The sequence below is a fragment of the Streptomyces sp. AC512_CC834 genome (genome assembly GCF_019049325.1).
Lineage (GTDB): Bacteria > Actinomycetota > Actinomycetes > Streptomycetales > Streptomycetaceae > Streptomyces.
In genome coordinates this window covers 97,485-111,082 of sequence record NZ_JAGMUO010000023.1, presented here as the reverse complement: position 1 = coordinate 111,082, position 13,598 = coordinate 97,485, and the positions used below count along the sequence as shown (strand labels likewise).

The 13,598-nt window shown below is 69.0% G+C and carries 12 protein-coding genes and 1 tRNA gene; 4 read left to right on the top strand and 9 right to left on the bottom strand.

Features of this window, described 5'->3' with window-relative positions:
• Window positions 1-186: 186 nt before the first annotated feature.
• Window positions 187-1,488 (top strand): cyclopropane-fatty-acyl-phospholipid synthase family protein, encoded by a 1,302-nt coding sequence (locus KUM40_RS08675; RefSeq protein WP_217164664.1) that lies wholly within the window; start codon window positions 187-189, stop codon window positions 1,486-1,488.
• Between the two features lie 58 nt (window positions 1,489-1,546).
• Here the strand turns inward: KUM40_RS08675 and KUM40_RS42070 are convergent, their stop codons facing one another.
• The 5 genes from KUM40_RS42070 to KUM40_RS08650 form a co-directional block, all read right to left on the bottom strand.
• Window positions 1,547-2,044, bottom strand: coding sequence for an isochorismatase family protein (locus KUM40_RS42070; RefSeq protein ID WP_217164662.1), 498 nt, complete (start codon window positions 2,042-2,044; stop codon window positions 1,547-1,549).
• An 81-nt stretch (window positions 2,045-2,125) separates the two neighbouring features.
• Entirely contained in the window at window positions 2,126-2,920 is a 795-nt protein-coding gene (locus KUM40_RS08665; RefSeq protein WP_217164660.1) for an SDR family NAD(P)-dependent oxidoreductase, read from the bottom strand.
• Between the two features lie 96 nt (window positions 2,921-3,016).
• Window positions 3,017-3,922: an NmrA family NAD(P)-binding protein gene (locus tag KUM40_RS08660; RefSeq protein WP_217164658.1), complete on the bottom strand. Its 906-nt coding sequence runs from the start codon at window positions 3,920-3,922 to the stop codon at window positions 3,017-3,019.
• A gap of 74 nt (window positions 3,923-3,996) precedes the next feature.
• On the bottom strand, window positions 3,997-4,527 hold the full coding sequence (locus KUM40_RS08655) for an NAD(P)H-dependent oxidoreductase (protein ID WP_308401094.1): 531 nt from the start codon (window positions 4,525-4,527) through the stop codon (window positions 3,997-3,999).
• Between the two features lie 56 nt (window positions 4,528-4,583).
• Entirely contained in the window at window positions 4,584-5,654 is a 1,071-nt protein-coding gene (locus KUM40_RS08650) for an LLM class flavin-dependent oxidoreductase (protein ID WP_217164656.1), read from the bottom strand.
• An 86-nt stretch (window positions 5,655-5,740) separates the two neighbouring features.
• Between KUM40_RS08650 and KUM40_RS08645 the strand changes: the two genes are divergently transcribed.
• Together KUM40_RS08645 and KUM40_RS08640 are read left to right on the top strand one after the other, a co-directional pair.
• Entirely contained in the window at window positions 5,741-6,214 is a 474-nt protein-coding gene (locus tag KUM40_RS08645; protein WP_217164654.1) for a MarR family winged helix-turn-helix transcriptional regulator, read from the top strand.
• Between the two features lie 56 nt (window positions 6,215-6,270).
• Window positions 6,271-7,110 carry a DUF1963 domain-containing protein gene (locus tag KUM40_RS08640; RefSeq protein ID WP_254394777.1) on the top strand — a complete coding sequence of 280 codons (840 nt, stop codon included), beginning with the start codon at window positions 6,271-6,273 and terminating at the stop codon, window positions 7,108-7,110.
• Between the two features lie 146 nt (window positions 7,111-7,256).
• Here the strand turns inward: KUM40_RS08640 and KUM40_RS08635 are convergent, their stop codons facing one another.
• Entirely contained in the window at window positions 7,257-9,785 is a 2,529-nt protein-coding gene (locus KUM40_RS08635; RefSeq protein WP_217164652.1) for an ABC transporter permease, read from the bottom strand.
• A 74-nt stretch (window positions 9,786-9,859) separates the two neighbouring features.
• The gene (locus KUM40_RS08630; protein ID WP_217164649.1) at window positions 9,860-10,630 is read right to left on the bottom strand and encodes an ABC transporter ATP-binding protein; all 771 of its coding nucleotides are present in this window, start codon (window positions 10,628-10,630) and stop codon (window positions 9,860-9,862) included.
• Between the two features lie 416 nt (window positions 10,631-11,046).
• Between KUM40_RS08630 and KUM40_RS08625 the strand changes: the two genes are divergently transcribed.
• A tRNA-Leu gene (locus KUM40_RS08625) sits at window positions 11,047-11,130 on the top strand.
• 312 nt (window positions 11,131-11,442) lie between these two features.
• On the opposite strand, the gene KUM40_RS08620 is transcribed toward KUM40_RS08625, so the two are convergent.
• On the bottom strand, window positions 11,443-12,000 hold the full coding sequence (locus tag KUM40_RS08620; protein WP_217164647.1) for a GNAT family N-acetyltransferase: 558 nt from the start codon (window positions 11,998-12,000) through the stop codon (window positions 11,443-11,445).
• Between the two features lie 153 nt (window positions 12,001-12,153).
• On the bottom strand, window positions 12,154-13,545 hold the full coding sequence (locus KUM40_RS08615; RefSeq protein WP_217164645.1) for a hypothetical protein: 1,392 nt from the start codon (window positions 13,543-13,545) through the stop codon (window positions 12,154-12,156).
• Between the last annotated feature and the right edge of the window lie 53 nt (window positions 13,546-13,598).

Genomic DNA, 13,598 nt, shown 5'->3' with positions numbered 1-13,598 from the left:
TGCGGGCGGCCCCTTCGGGCTGCGTTCAAGTCCCCGTTCAAGTCCTCCGTTCAAGTCCTCCGTTCAAGTCCGTTGGTGTGTACAGCTATTTTGCCGAGTCGTAACGCGCGCCGGGGACTGTAAGGGGGGCTCCCAGGTGTTTACGTGGTGTTGGACATTCCGGGATCGCTCGTCACGGAGGACGCCATGGCTGACGCCGCGCTGCGGCTGCAGAACCTCTTCGAACAGTTGCTGGGAACACCGCTCCCGGTGCGCATCCGCGCCTGGGACGGTTCGCAGGCGGGCCCACCGGGCGCGCCGACTCTCGTCGTCCGTAACCGCAGGGCCCTGCGCCGCCTGTTGTTCAAGCCGGGTGAACTGGGCCTGGCCCGCGCCTGGGTGGCCGGGGACGTCGACATCGACGGTGACCTCTACACCGCCCTCGGTCTGATGGCCGGCCTCATCTGGGAGCGCGGCGAGGACGCCCGCGGTCTGGTCGAGGCGCTGCGCGACCCCGAGGTCAGGGCCGCCGTACGCGGGCTGGCGAAGCTCGCGGGGCCGCCGCTGCCGCCCGCCCCGCCGCCGGAGGAGGTCCGCCGGGCCCGCGGTCACCTGCACACCAAGCGCAGTGACAGGCGAGCCATCAGCCACCACTACGACGTCGGCAACGACTTCTACGAACTCGTCCTCGGCCCGTCGATGGTGTACTCCTGCGCCTACTGGCCTGCCCTGCCCGCCGACGGCGGCACCCTGGAGGACGCCCAGCGCGACAAGCTCGAACTCGTCAGCCGCAAGCTGGGCCTGAGCCCCGGTCAGCGGCTGCTCGACGTGGGCTGCGGCTGGGGCTCCATGGCGATCCACGCCGCCCGCGAGCACGGCGTGAGCGTCGTCGGCGTGACCCTGTCCCACGAGCAGGCCGCGTACGGCCGCAAGCGCGTCGCCGACGAGGGGCTCACCGACCGGGTGGAGATCCGCGTCCAGGACTACCGGGACGTCGCCGACGGGCCGTACGACGCGATCTCCTCCATCGGCATGGCCGAGCACGTCGGCGCCGAGCGCTACCTGGAGTACGCCACCGACCTGCACCGGCTCCTCAAGCCCGGCGGACGGCTGCTGAACCACCAGATCGCCCGCAGGCCCCAGGGGGACGAAGCCGCCTACAACGTCGACGCGTTCATCGACGCCTACGTCTTCCCCGACGGCGAACTGGCCCCCGTCGGCACCACCGTCACCCAACTGGAGCGCGCCGGGTTCGAGGTGCGCGACGTGGAGTCGATCCGCGAGCACTACGCGCTCACGCTGCGCCGCTGGGTCACCAACCTGGAGGCCGGCTGGACGACGGCCACCCGGCTCGTCACCCCCGGCCGCGCCCGTGTCTGGCAGTTGTACATGGCCGCCTCCGCGCTCGCCTTCGAACGCAACCGCATCGGCGTCAACCAGGTCCTCGCTGTGAGGACCCCGGACTCGGGCGGCTCGGGCATGCCGCTGCGCGCCCGCACCTGGAACTGACCTCGACCGCTTCGCCCCGCCGATCGTACGGTCGGCGGGGCGAAGCGCTGCGCTGCGCCTACTTGGCCGCGTTCGCCCTCACGTTCGTGGTGAGGGCGTTCTGGTGCCGCCATGAGCTGAGCTGCTCGTAGATCACCTGGGCGAAGGCCGGCGCGGTCCGCTGTTCGGTCCAGGAGCGCTGGAGTTCGGAGCCGACGGCCAGCCAGTTCGTCGGTATGGCCCCGGCCTGGATCAGCCGCTGCACGGCGGTGTCGTGCGTCTCCTTGGTGGTGGCGGCGGAGGCGTCCACCACCGTGTACACCGCGTGGCCGCGGTCGAGAGCGGTCAGGGCGGTCAGCGCCAGGCAGACGTCGGTCTGGATGCCCGCCATGATCAGCCGCCGCCGCCCGGTCGCCTCGACCGCCGCGGCGAAGTTCTCGTCGTAGAGGCGTCGAACCCCTCGGAGCGGCGGATCACCGGGTGGTCGCCCAGGACGTCGGCGAGCTCCGGGTACAGCGGGCCGGACGGCGCGTCGTCGTGGCCGTTGGTGACGACCAACGGCAGGTCGACGTGTCATCGTCTGTCCTTTTCCTCTTCGGATTCTTCGGACTCTTCGGATTCTGTCTTCGGCATTGCGGGTGTGGTCGGGAGAGTGGCGCTACATCTCCTTGAGGAAGCCCGCGTCGATGGCGAAGTCCGCGCCGGTCGTGCTGCCCGAGCGGGGGGAGCCCAGCAGGGCGACCGCGTCGGCGATCTCCTGGACGTCCACCATGCGTCCGGTGATCAGCCCCTGCGCCTCGGGGACGACCCGGGCGATGACGTCCTCCTTCGAGGTCCCGTAGGAGGCGCCGAGCACATCGGCGGCACCGCCCTTCCTGGTCCACACGTCGCTGAGCGTGGGACCGGGGGTGACGGTGTTCGCGCGGATGCCCTGGGCGCCGTACTCCTGGGAGACGGCCTTGGTCATGTTGCGCACGGCCGCCTTGGCGGCGCCGTAGTCGACGTTCATGGCGCTGGGCTGCTTGGCCTGGACCGTGGAGACGTTCACGATCGAGCCGCCGCCCCGCGCCACCATGACCGGCACCGCGGCGCGCATCATGCGGACGACCGAGAACAGGTTGAACTCGAACATCTCCTGCCAGTCCGCGTCACCGCACGTCATGAACCCCACCCGGGGAAATTCCACCCCGGGCGGCGGTCCGCCGGCGTTGTTGACCAGGATGTCCACCCCGCCGAACTCCGCCACCGCCCGCTCCACCACCCGCGCGGGCGCCTCGGGATCCATCAGGTCCGCGGCGACATGCACCACCTTGTCGGGCCACTGGGCCGCAGCGGTCCGTGAGGCGGCCACGACGAGTGCCCCCTCCTCGGCCAGGGTGCGGACGACGGCCAGGCCGATTCCCCTTGACGCCCCGGTGACGACGGCGACGCGGCCGGACAGTTGCAGATCCATGGAGTTCCTTTCAGTGCGGGGAGAGCCGGTCCGAGGCCGGCGGACGGGTCTTCGAGCGGTCTTCGAGGCGGCCGCTCCGTACGTTCACGGCGACGATCACGGCGCCGAGTGTCCGCGCGTGGCCTGCCGGAAGAACTCTTCGACGCCGGTCGGCTTGATGCCGGGGTAGCGGTGGTTGTCGAGCGGGCCGAGCTTCCCCTTCCCGCTGACCATCGCCCGGGTGTACTGCAGCAGGACGTATTCCATCGGGTCGGTGGCCACCGCCTTGAGGCGTTCGATCTCGGCGCCGAGGTCCTCGACGCTGCCCACCTGCCGTGCCTCGAGCCGTCGTCCCGAGCCGCGCTCCATGGCCTGGTGCAGTTCCTTCAGCGTCAGGACTTCCCCGACGACCCGCACCGTGCGCCCGGCGGACGAGGGGTCGAGGACTGCTTCGGCGGTCCATTCGGCAGTGTCGGCGTAGGTGGAGAAGTCGACGGGCTGGTCACCGTCACCCCAGTAGCTGAAGGTGCCGGTCTCCCAGTCGATCCACCCGTACCAGGGCATGTTCAGTACATCGAGGAAGGCGCCGATGAGAATCGGCGTGGAGATCACGGCGCTGCCGCGGGTGAGGTCGCCGGCCTTCTTGCGCAGGTCGACGAGGTCGTTTTCGCCGTAGTCGAGCCGGTCCATGGCGAGGGAGAAGTCCGAGGGGATCCAGCGCGCCACCCCGGCCTTCTCGGCGGCACGCACCAGGTTGACCTGGCCGTCGATGACGGATTCCGCATCCCCGAAGACAGTGGAGACGAGGACGTCCACTCCCTCCAGTTCGCGGGTGAGGCGGTCGCCGGCATCGCGGATGTCGCCTTCCACGATCTTGATGGCCGGGTCGTGGGCGAACGCCTTGCGGCCCTCGGTGTTGCCGGGCCTGACGAGAGCGCGGACCTCGACGTCCCGCCGTCGCAGACTGTCGACGACCAGGCGGCCCAGACGACCGGTGGCACCGGCTACGAACACAGTGGTCATGGGATGCTCCTTTGGGAGGTGAAGAGGTGAAGAGGTGAGAGGTGGGCACAGGCCGAGGGACGGGGACCCGTCCGTCAGAGTTCGGTGTCGGCCAGTGCCTTGAGCTGCGGCACGATGTCGTTCAAACCCACTTCGACGCGGCTGTACACCTCGCCGTTGAGGACCAAGGTGCCGTCGAAATCGCCCGCGTTGGCGTAGAAGCCGACCGGCGCGACCGCGGCCTGGAAGAAGCCGAAAAGTGGCCGGAGCGCGTGCTCGATGACGAGCGCATGGCGATCGCTTCCCCCGGTGGCCACGAGGATGACAAGTTTGTTCGCGAGGCCGTACTGGTCGACGAAGTCGAAGAAATGCTTGAACATCCCGGAGTACGACGCTCGAAACACCGGCGTCGCCGCCACGACCACGTCGGCCTCTTCCACCAGCCGAATCTCGTGCTCGACCTCGGACGGGACGTCCTCGCGCGCGGTGGCTCCGGTGAAGCCGTGCCCGAGCCGGTAGACATCGATCCGATGGAGCTCGATCGGCAGCAGGTCGCCGAGCCGGTCCGAGACGAGCCCGGCGAGCCCCATGGTCTTTGACCGCTCGCTCGGGCTGCCGTTGACCACGACGACTCTCAGGGATCTCGGGGACCTCGGGGGTCCCGGGGATCCCGGGATGCGGCTCATGCCGGGCTCCCGGTGGCGCGGGACAGCTCACGCCGCATCACTGGGGCCACCTCGGTGCCGAGACGCTCGATGGCGTCGAGATGTTCCTTCTGCGGCATGTGCCCGTAGCCGAGATGGAACAGGGCTCGGGTCACTCCGTAGAGTTCGTGGTAGGTCATCAATTTGTCGATGACCTCCTGAGAGCTGCCCACGAGCAACCCGCCCCCCGGCGTCGCCTGCGCGTCGAACGCGTGGCGAGGCAACGCGAATCCGGCTCCGCGCTGGTGGTTGTTCTCGAACATACCCACCTTGAAATACGGATACATCGTGTCCCGAGCGCCCTGGCTTGTCGCGCCGACATAGCCGTGGGCCGTGATGCCGACGCGCGCGGTCTCCGGTGGATGGCCGTGTGCCTCGAATGCCTCGTGGTACTGCGCCACCCCGTCGACGAACTGACTGACCGGGCCGAGCAGAAGGCCGAGTGCCAGGGGCAGGCCCAGGGACCCCGCTCGGATGGCGGAGGCCGGAGTTCCTCCGCTGCCGATCCAGATCGGCAACTCGCCGACCGGCCGGGGAGCGATGTCGAGCCCGGTGAGATCGCGCGTGTGCCGTGGCCCGCCGGGCCACACCGCGGGGTTGCTGCCGCGGATCGCGAGCAGGGCGTCGAGCTTTTCCCGGTAGAGATCCGCGTAGTCGGCGGCGTCGTAGCCGAACAAGGGAAACGACTCGGTGAAGGAGCCCCGACCGACGATGATTTCGGCTCGGCCGGCGGAGAGCAGGTCCAGGGTCGCGAAGTTCTGGAACACCCGGACCGGGTCCTCCGAGCCCAGCACGGTGACACCGCTGGTAAGACGGATGCGTTTCGTCCGTCCGGCCACCGCCGCCAAGATGACCGGCGGAGCCGAAGCGACGAAATCAGACCGGTGATGCTCACCGACAGCGTAGACATCCAGACCTACTTCGTCGGCGACGACCGCCTGCTCCACGATTTCGGCCATCCGGTCACGTTGTGACATCAGCTTGCCGGTCGTGAGATCGGGACTGATCTCCCCGAAGGTTATGGCCCCGACTTCGAATGAATGGGTCATCCTCGTCCTCACATCCAAGTTGGTGACGTGTCACCTACATGATTTCGACCATACATGACGTGTCACCTAACTGCTACAGTGCTCGTGTGGCTGAAACGAATGACATCCCGTGGCTGAACGACGACGAGCAGCGCATGTGGCGGCAGTGGATGGGCCTCAACGCGGAGTTGCTGGCCACGCTCAATCGCGAGATGCAGGCCGACGCCGGGCTGTCCACCTCGGACTACCAGGTGCTCGTCGTGCTGACCGACTCCGCCGAAGGGCGCGCTCGCGTGTCCGGCCTGGCGAGCTCCTTGCAGTGGGAACGCAGTCGGGTGTCCCACCACGTCACAAGGATGGAGAAACGGGATCTGGTGTCCCGGCGTGGGTGCCCGGACGACGGCCGTGGCGCCTTCGTCCGCGTCACCGAGACGGGACGGGCGGCCATCGCGCGCGCCGCGCCCGGCCATGTACGCGCCGTACGGCGCCTGATCTTCGACGACCTCACCGCCGACGAGATCAGTCAGCTCGGCGAGATCTTCCACCGGCTGCGCTCGCGCGCCGGGTGGTCGGACGAATGAAGCACGGCCGCACTCGCCTCGGCACCGCCCGACCGGCCCAGCTCTCAAGGAGATCCATGACCCACATGACGCCCGAGATGCTGGACAAGCTCGGCCAGTTCCGTGAAAAGGCCCTCGCGAAGGGCATCCCCCGGGACGATGTCGAGCGGTGGACGGAAACCGGCCGTCCGTGCGCGACACTGAGATCGTTCGGGGGCGACGGACCGGTCGTAGGCCGGCTCGGCGGCCTCCCGCTGCTCCCCGCCGACGCCCCCGACCCCTGGTGCAAGCTCGCCGCCACCATCGATCTCGCCGCGCTGCCCGAGGACGCGACAGACCTCCCCCTGCCGTCCGACGGCCACCTGCTGCTGTTCTCCTGCCCCGACGACGACTACCTCGAAGGGGAATCGCTGGGCAGCGCGCTGCACATCCCTGCCGGTACGCCCGTCGAGGAACGCCAAGTGCACATCGCCTGGGACCCGGTCCGCGACCTCTACGGCGTGAAGGACTATCCGGAGGGTCTGCTGCGTTCGAGCCGCGACGTCTCCCTGCCCTGCCACTCGGAGGCCCACGGCCCGGGACATCCCCACGCCGCGGAACTGGTCGACGCCTGGCTGGAGGTGCCGAAGGACGTCCATCATCCCGGGCTCCAGCTCGGCGGATTTGCCAGGGACGAGTACCACGACGAGGACCCCGCCGTGAAGGCCGGACGGGAGGCGGCAGCACAAGCGGAGGCAGGGGGCTGGTCGCTGGAATCCGAGACGGGCATACGCCCCGAGGACTGGGTGTGTCTCGCCCAGTGGTGGCATCACATCCACGGCATGGAATGGGCTGAATTCTCCTGGTCGATCGCTCGGCAGGACCTGGAGGCAGGACGCTTCGACCGGGTGTACGCCACCATGACGTTCAACCCGTAATACCTGCCAGGAACGATCAAAGCCCACCCCTCCAGGCGGCTTCCCATGCGAAAACGTCGGCCTTCAAGACCACGATCAGGTCTTGGAGGCCGACGTCACGGCAGTCCCCGGAAGGGCAGTCCCCGGACGGGGCGACTGCTTGGGGCCTATTCGGCCTTGATGGCCTGGAGCATGTTCAGGCGGGCCGCGCGGCGGGCCGGCCACAGGGCCGCGAGGATGCCCACCACGGCGGCCAGCAGCAGGAAGACGCCCATCCGGCCCCAGGGCAGGACCAGTTCGTAGGTCGCCATCGTGGTGCCCATCAGTTCACCGGCCGCCCAGCCGAAGAACACGCCCAGGCCGATGCCGAGCACTCCGCCGAACAGGGCGATCACCAGGGACTCCAGACGGACCATCCGCTTGATGCCCTTGCGGTCCAGGCCGATCGCCCGCAGCATGCCGATCTCCTGGGAGCGTTCGAAGACCGACATGGCCAGGGTGTTGATGACACCGAGGACGGCCACGATCACCGCCATGGCCAGCAGGCCGTAGAGCATGTTCAGCATCAGCGTGAACATCTTCGCGATCTCGTTGGAGATGTCCTGCTTGTCCTGGATCTTGATCGCCGGGTTGGTGTCCAGCGCCTGCGTCAGACTGTCCTTCGAGGCCGAGGAGGCACCGTCGGACATCTTCACCATCACCTGCATGTCGACCGGGTCCGACAGGTGCGGGGTGAGGGTCGGAAGGTCCACCATGATGCCGCGGATCATCTCGTTGCCCTCGTAGACCCCGGCGACCGTAAGCTGCTGCTTCTTGTCGTCCTCGTAGGAGGCGGTGAAGGTGGAGCCGGCCTTCCAGCCGTGGTCCTTCGCGGTGTCGGTGTCCACGACGACATCGGTGCCGCCGACCTCGAAGGCGCCCTGCTCGACCTTCAGGTCGGTCAGCTCGCCGATCGTGGAACCGTTGACGCCGGTGAGGTACTCGGTCTCCCCGCCGATGCGGGACTCCGCGTTGCGCAGCGGGCTGATGGCGGTGATCCCGTCGGCCTTGGCCAGCTTCTCGGAGACGTCCGGGTTGAGATAGTTGCCATTGGCCATGGAGACCACGTAGTCGGCCTCGATCGACGCCGACGCCATCTTGTCGATCGACTTCTGCAGGCTGCCCGCCATCACCGTCATGCCGGTGATCAGAGTGAGGCCGATCATCAGCGCGGAGGCGGTCGCGGCGGTGCGGCGCGGGTTGCGCACCGAGTTCTGCCGGGCGAGCTTGCCGGAGACGCCGAACAGGCGCAGCACCGGTGCCGCGGCGGCGATCAGCGGGCGGGAGAGCAGCGGCGTCAGGATGAACACGCCGATGATCAGCAGCACCGCGCCCATGCCCATGGGGGCCTGGCCGTCCGTGCCGTCCATCGTCGTGGCCGCGAGGACGACCGCGATGCCGGCTGCCGAGAACAGCGCGCCCAGCGTGTTGCGCAGTACCAGCGACTTGGTCGTCGCCTTCGCGTGCACGCTGCTCATCGCGGCGACCGGCGGGATCTTCGCCGCCCGGCGGCCCGGCAGCCACGCCGCCAGCATGGTGACCAGGATGCCGACCGCGAGGGCTGCGACGATCGTGTTCGGCGAGACGACCAGCGGCCCGTCCGGCACGACCGCGCCCATCGAGCCCATCAGGGAGCGCATCCCGGCGCCGATGCCGATGCCCGCGAGCAGGCCGGTCACCGCGGCGACGACGCCCACCACGAACGCCTCGATCAGCACCGACCGCGTGACCTGCCGCCGGGAGGCGCCGACCGCCCGCATCAGGGCCAGCTCCTTGGTGCGCTGGGCGACCAGCATCGTGAAGGTGTTGGCGATGATGAACGTGCCGACGAACAGCGCGATGCCGGCGAAGACCAGCAGCCCCTGCTTCATGCCGCTCATCGACGAGGCGATCGACTCCGCCTGGTCGTCGGCGAGCTTCTCTCCGGTGGTGGTCTCGACGAGGTCCTTCGGCAGGGCCTCGTCAAGCTGCGCCTTCAGCGCGGCCTGCGTGACACCGGCCTTCGCCCGGACGTCGATCTCGTCGTACGTGCCGGCCTTGCCGAACAGCTTCTGCGCGGTCGCCGTGTCGAACAGGGTGAGGCTGCCGCCCGCCGCGACATTGCCGTCGTCGGTGGTGAAGACGCCCACGACCTTAGGGGTGATGACGGGACCGTCGACGGACATCCGGACGGTGTCGCCGACGCCGAAGCCGGTGCGCTCGGCGGTCTTGGAGTCGATGAGGATCTCGCCCTCGCCCTCGGGGGCGTGTCCGTCGACGAGCGGGTACCGGGAGTCCTTCGCGCCCCAGTAGTTGCCGCCCTTGGTGCTCCAGCCGTCGCCGATCAGGTCGCCGTCCTTGTCGGCGACGGCGGTGAAGCCGGACACGACGCCGACGGCGGAGGCCGCGCCGGGAACCTTCGCGCTCTTGTCGAGATAGGCCTGCGTCAGCTCGGGTGCCTCGCCGACCTCGTCGCCCTCGGCGTCCTGGTACTCGGTCGTGACGGCGACGTCGACATGGTCGAAGCCCTTGGCGGAGCTGTTCTGCAGGGCGTCGGAGATGGTGTTGGTGAAGACCAGGGTGCCCGACACGAACGCCACGCCGAGCATCACGGCGAGCACGGTCATCAACAGCCTGGCCTTGTGCGCGAAAACGTTGCGCAAGGCGGTACGGAACATGGGCCTTCTCAGTCCAGACGTACGTACGAGTCAGTACGAGGGGGGCGGGGCGGGCGGGGCCGGCGGGCGGGACGTCAGCTTGTGCGGCCCTTGGCGTCGAACTGCTTCATGCGGTCAAGGACCGAGTCGGCGGTCGGCCCGTACACCTCGTCGACGATGCGTCCGTCCGCGAGGAAGACCACCCGGTCCGCGTAGGCGGCGGCCACCGGGTCGTGCGTCACCATCACCACGGTCTGCCCCAGCTCCCGCACCGAGTTGCGCAGGAAGCCCAGCACCTCGGCGCCGGAACGGGAGTCGAGGTTTCCGGTCGGCTCGTCACCGAAGATGATCTCCGGCCGGGAGGCCAGCGCCCGGGCCACGGCCACGCGCTGCTGCTGGCCGCCGGAGAGCTGGGAGGGACGGTGACGGAGCCGGTCGGACAGGCCGACCATCCGGATCACCGAGTCCATCCACTGCTTGTCGGGCTTGCGGCCCGCGATGTCCATCGGGAGGGTGATGTTCTCCAGCGCGGTGAGCGTCGGCAGCAGGTTGAACGCCTGGAAGATGAAGCCGATCTTGTCCCGGCGCAACTTGGTGAGCTGCTTGTCCTTGAGCGAGCCCAGCTCGGTCTCGCCGATGCGCACCGAGCCGGACGAGAAGCTGTCCAGTCCGGCGACGCAGTGCATCAGCGTGGACTTGCCGGAGCCCGAGGGGCCCATGATCGCGGTGAGTTCGGCCTGCCGGAAGTCGATGGAGACCCGGTCCAGGGCGACCACCTGGGTCTCGCCCTGGCCGTAGATCTTGGAAAGCTCCGTGGCGCGCGCGGCCACGAGGGTGGACCGGTCGGCGATGGGTGCGGTGGTCACGGGAAGGGCGCTCCTGTCGGTACGGCGGGTGCTCGGGGACGTCATCCATCGTCCCGGCCGTGCGGCGCCGTGTAGTCAGCCGCTGTTCCGGTTTAGGGGGGCGACTTCGGTCGGACGGCCCCGGGCCGGTGTCATACCTCCGGATGACGGGCGCCCCCGACGGGCCCGCGGTCGCACCGGCGCGGCGAGGGGGAGCGAGAACGGGGCGTGCGCCCTCGTCGGGACGGTGAAATCCCGTCATTCCGCATACGCCGTCGGCCATCGCACGCAAGGCTGTTGGCATGTGCTGATGGCCTGGCCCGGTACCTGATGCCCACTCAGGCGCCAATAAAATAAGACAACATCGGTCGTCCCGCCCACGGCCCGGGAGGTGCGTCCCGATAGGCTCAAGGCACTCGACGCGGAGCCCATGGCCTGCCCGGATGGTGGAATGCAGACACGGCGAGCTTAAACCTCGCTGCCCCTTCGAGGGCGTGCCGGTTCAAGTCCGGCTCCGGGCACATCCCTTGATAGTCCGCCTCGCCTGCGGCAATGGCTCCACGGGGCCGTTTCTCCTTTTCCGTTCGGGCGCACCGTAGGTGCACGGGGCGTCACAGTCCGCTCATGGCGTACGTGGCAAAACGGAAGAATGGTGACGGGATCACTGGCTACCAGGTGAAATGGCGGCTGGGTGGGCCCGAGGTCAGGTCGGCCCTTGTGCGCGCTGCTGTCGGCCCGCCCACACATACGGTGCGGGTGCCCGCAGCACGCTGTGCGAGTTCTGCGACGAGGAGGCAGTGCGCGCTGGGGTGGGGAAAGAAGCCGCGGGTGTCTCAGTCGTCCAGGTCGCGGACCATGCAGTCGTAGAGCGGGGCGTCGTCCCACGGGCGGGAGACGCCGATCTTGCGGTATCCCCAGGCTGCATAGGCTTCCTGGGCGGCAGCCGCCTCGGGCTCGGGGCGCACGGTCAGCGTGACTCTCTGGGCATGTGCATCGTCGAGCAGGCGGGTGTGCAGGGCGGCGGCGATGCCGCGCCGGCGCCAGGCCTTGCGTACAGCCAGTTCGATAACCACGAGCGTGCGGCGGCCGTCCTCCCACGTGACCGCTTCCGGCAGGGCGACCCCTTGGATGTTCTGCCACCAGCGGGTGTCGGCGGCGAGGTAATAGCCGTATGCGAAGCCGACCACCTCGTCTCCGTCATGGGCGAGGACCAGGCGCATGCCGGGGCGGCGTACCTGCACGGCGTAGTGCTCGATGAACTCGGCGACGTCGCGCGGGCCTTCCCGATAGGGGGGCTCGACGTAGATCTCCCCGTATGCGGGGATGAACGAGTCGAGTGCGGCGGCTGCCTCCTGGCCGTCGTGGCGGGTGTAGGTCGCCTCGGACGTCATGCGGCTCCCCTCTCCTAGAGGTACTCGGTCAGCTCCGCGGCGGCACCCCGGGCGCTGACTGCGTCGGCTTTGCCGAGGAGGTCAACGACCTCCGACAGGCGCCGCAGCACCCGACCGGACTCCTATTCGTTGCTGACACCGCCCGTACCGTGATCAGGCGTACGCGAGTTGCCAGGAGCGGGCGCGTTCGTCCAGTTCGGCGGCGGCTTTGACGCCGCGCCGCTCGAACACTTTCAGGTGGCGGCGGATGCCGCGTACCTCGCTGGCGGCGCGGGCGGAGCGGACCCCGCCGAACATTCCCAGGCTCTGGCCCCACGTTCCGCATGCCTGTTCCAGGTGGCCCTGGGCGGCCTGCTCGCGGCCCTGCGCGGCGAGGGTGAGGGCGGTGATCCTCTGGTGCTCGTGGCCGCTGCCGGGGCGGCTGCGCGCGCTGACACCGTAGTGCTTCTCGGCGTTGGCGTGGTCACGTAGTTCCCGGAACGTCTTGGCCGTGTGGGAGGCGACGGTGGCGCGGGGGGAGCCCCACAGGGCGGCCCAGAACGGCAATGCCGCCTCCTCGCCGCGCAGCACCAGGTCCTGCGCCTGGCGGAGCTGGACGGCTGCCTCGGGGCTGCGGCCGGCGTGGGCGAGGGCGCGGGCGCGGGTGACGGCGAACAGGGACTCGGTGGTCGGGTCCACGCGGCCGTGGATCCGTGCCAGGGCGGCCTCGGCCAGGTCCACGCTTCGGTCCGGCTGGCGGACGTCCATGCCGTTGTGCGCCATGATCCGTAGTATCCACGCCCCGTGGAGGTCGTCTCTGGCTTCCTTCGTCAGGGCGTAGCTCTGGAAGTAGTAGCGCTGGGCCAGGCCGTGTTCGCCGGCGTCGAAGGCTTTCCAGCCGCACAGGTAGGAGACGCACGCGGCGGCGCCCAGGGCCTCGCGGCGGTGGTCGTCGGTGGTGAACGTGGACCGGCACAGGTCGGCCACGTCGCTGCGTAGGTACTGGACGACGGCGCTGCGGCCGTGCTGGCCGCCGTGGCGTTCGTCGATGCGGGTGAACATGTCGACCATGTCCCGGACGGCTGCGATCTCCGCGTGTCCGGCCCGCTGGTGGCCTGCCTGGGCGCGCTGCTGCTGCTCGACGGCCTGGTCCATGCCCAGCGGCAGGGCAGCCGCTGCGACGCTGTAGGCCGCTCCCGTGAGGAACTTCCGCCGGTGAATGTCCGCCTCCCCGATCCGCCTGAGTGTGTCCACCGGGTCGGCGCCCAGGATCAGGCCCAGCCGGTCATGGACGGGGTCCTGGTCGGGGTGGCACAACCCGAGGTCGCTCGGGCGCAGGGAGCGGCCGAGTCTGCGCGACAGCGCTTCGGCAATGTACGCGGCGGTCGTGGGGTTCGGTCGTTGACCCTTCACCCAATGGGCCACCGCGGACCTGTTGGTGCGGAGTAATTCGCCGGCCTCGGCCGCCACGACGCGTACGGTCGCGGCGGCCTGTTCGTACGTCAGATCGGCTTGTTTCAGGGCCTGTTCCAGTGCGTCGTTACGCGCGCAGGGGTGATTCGTCATCTCACCCACCCTCCCAAGCAGGGCGTTAAACACGGTAAGCGCATCGGCGCTCA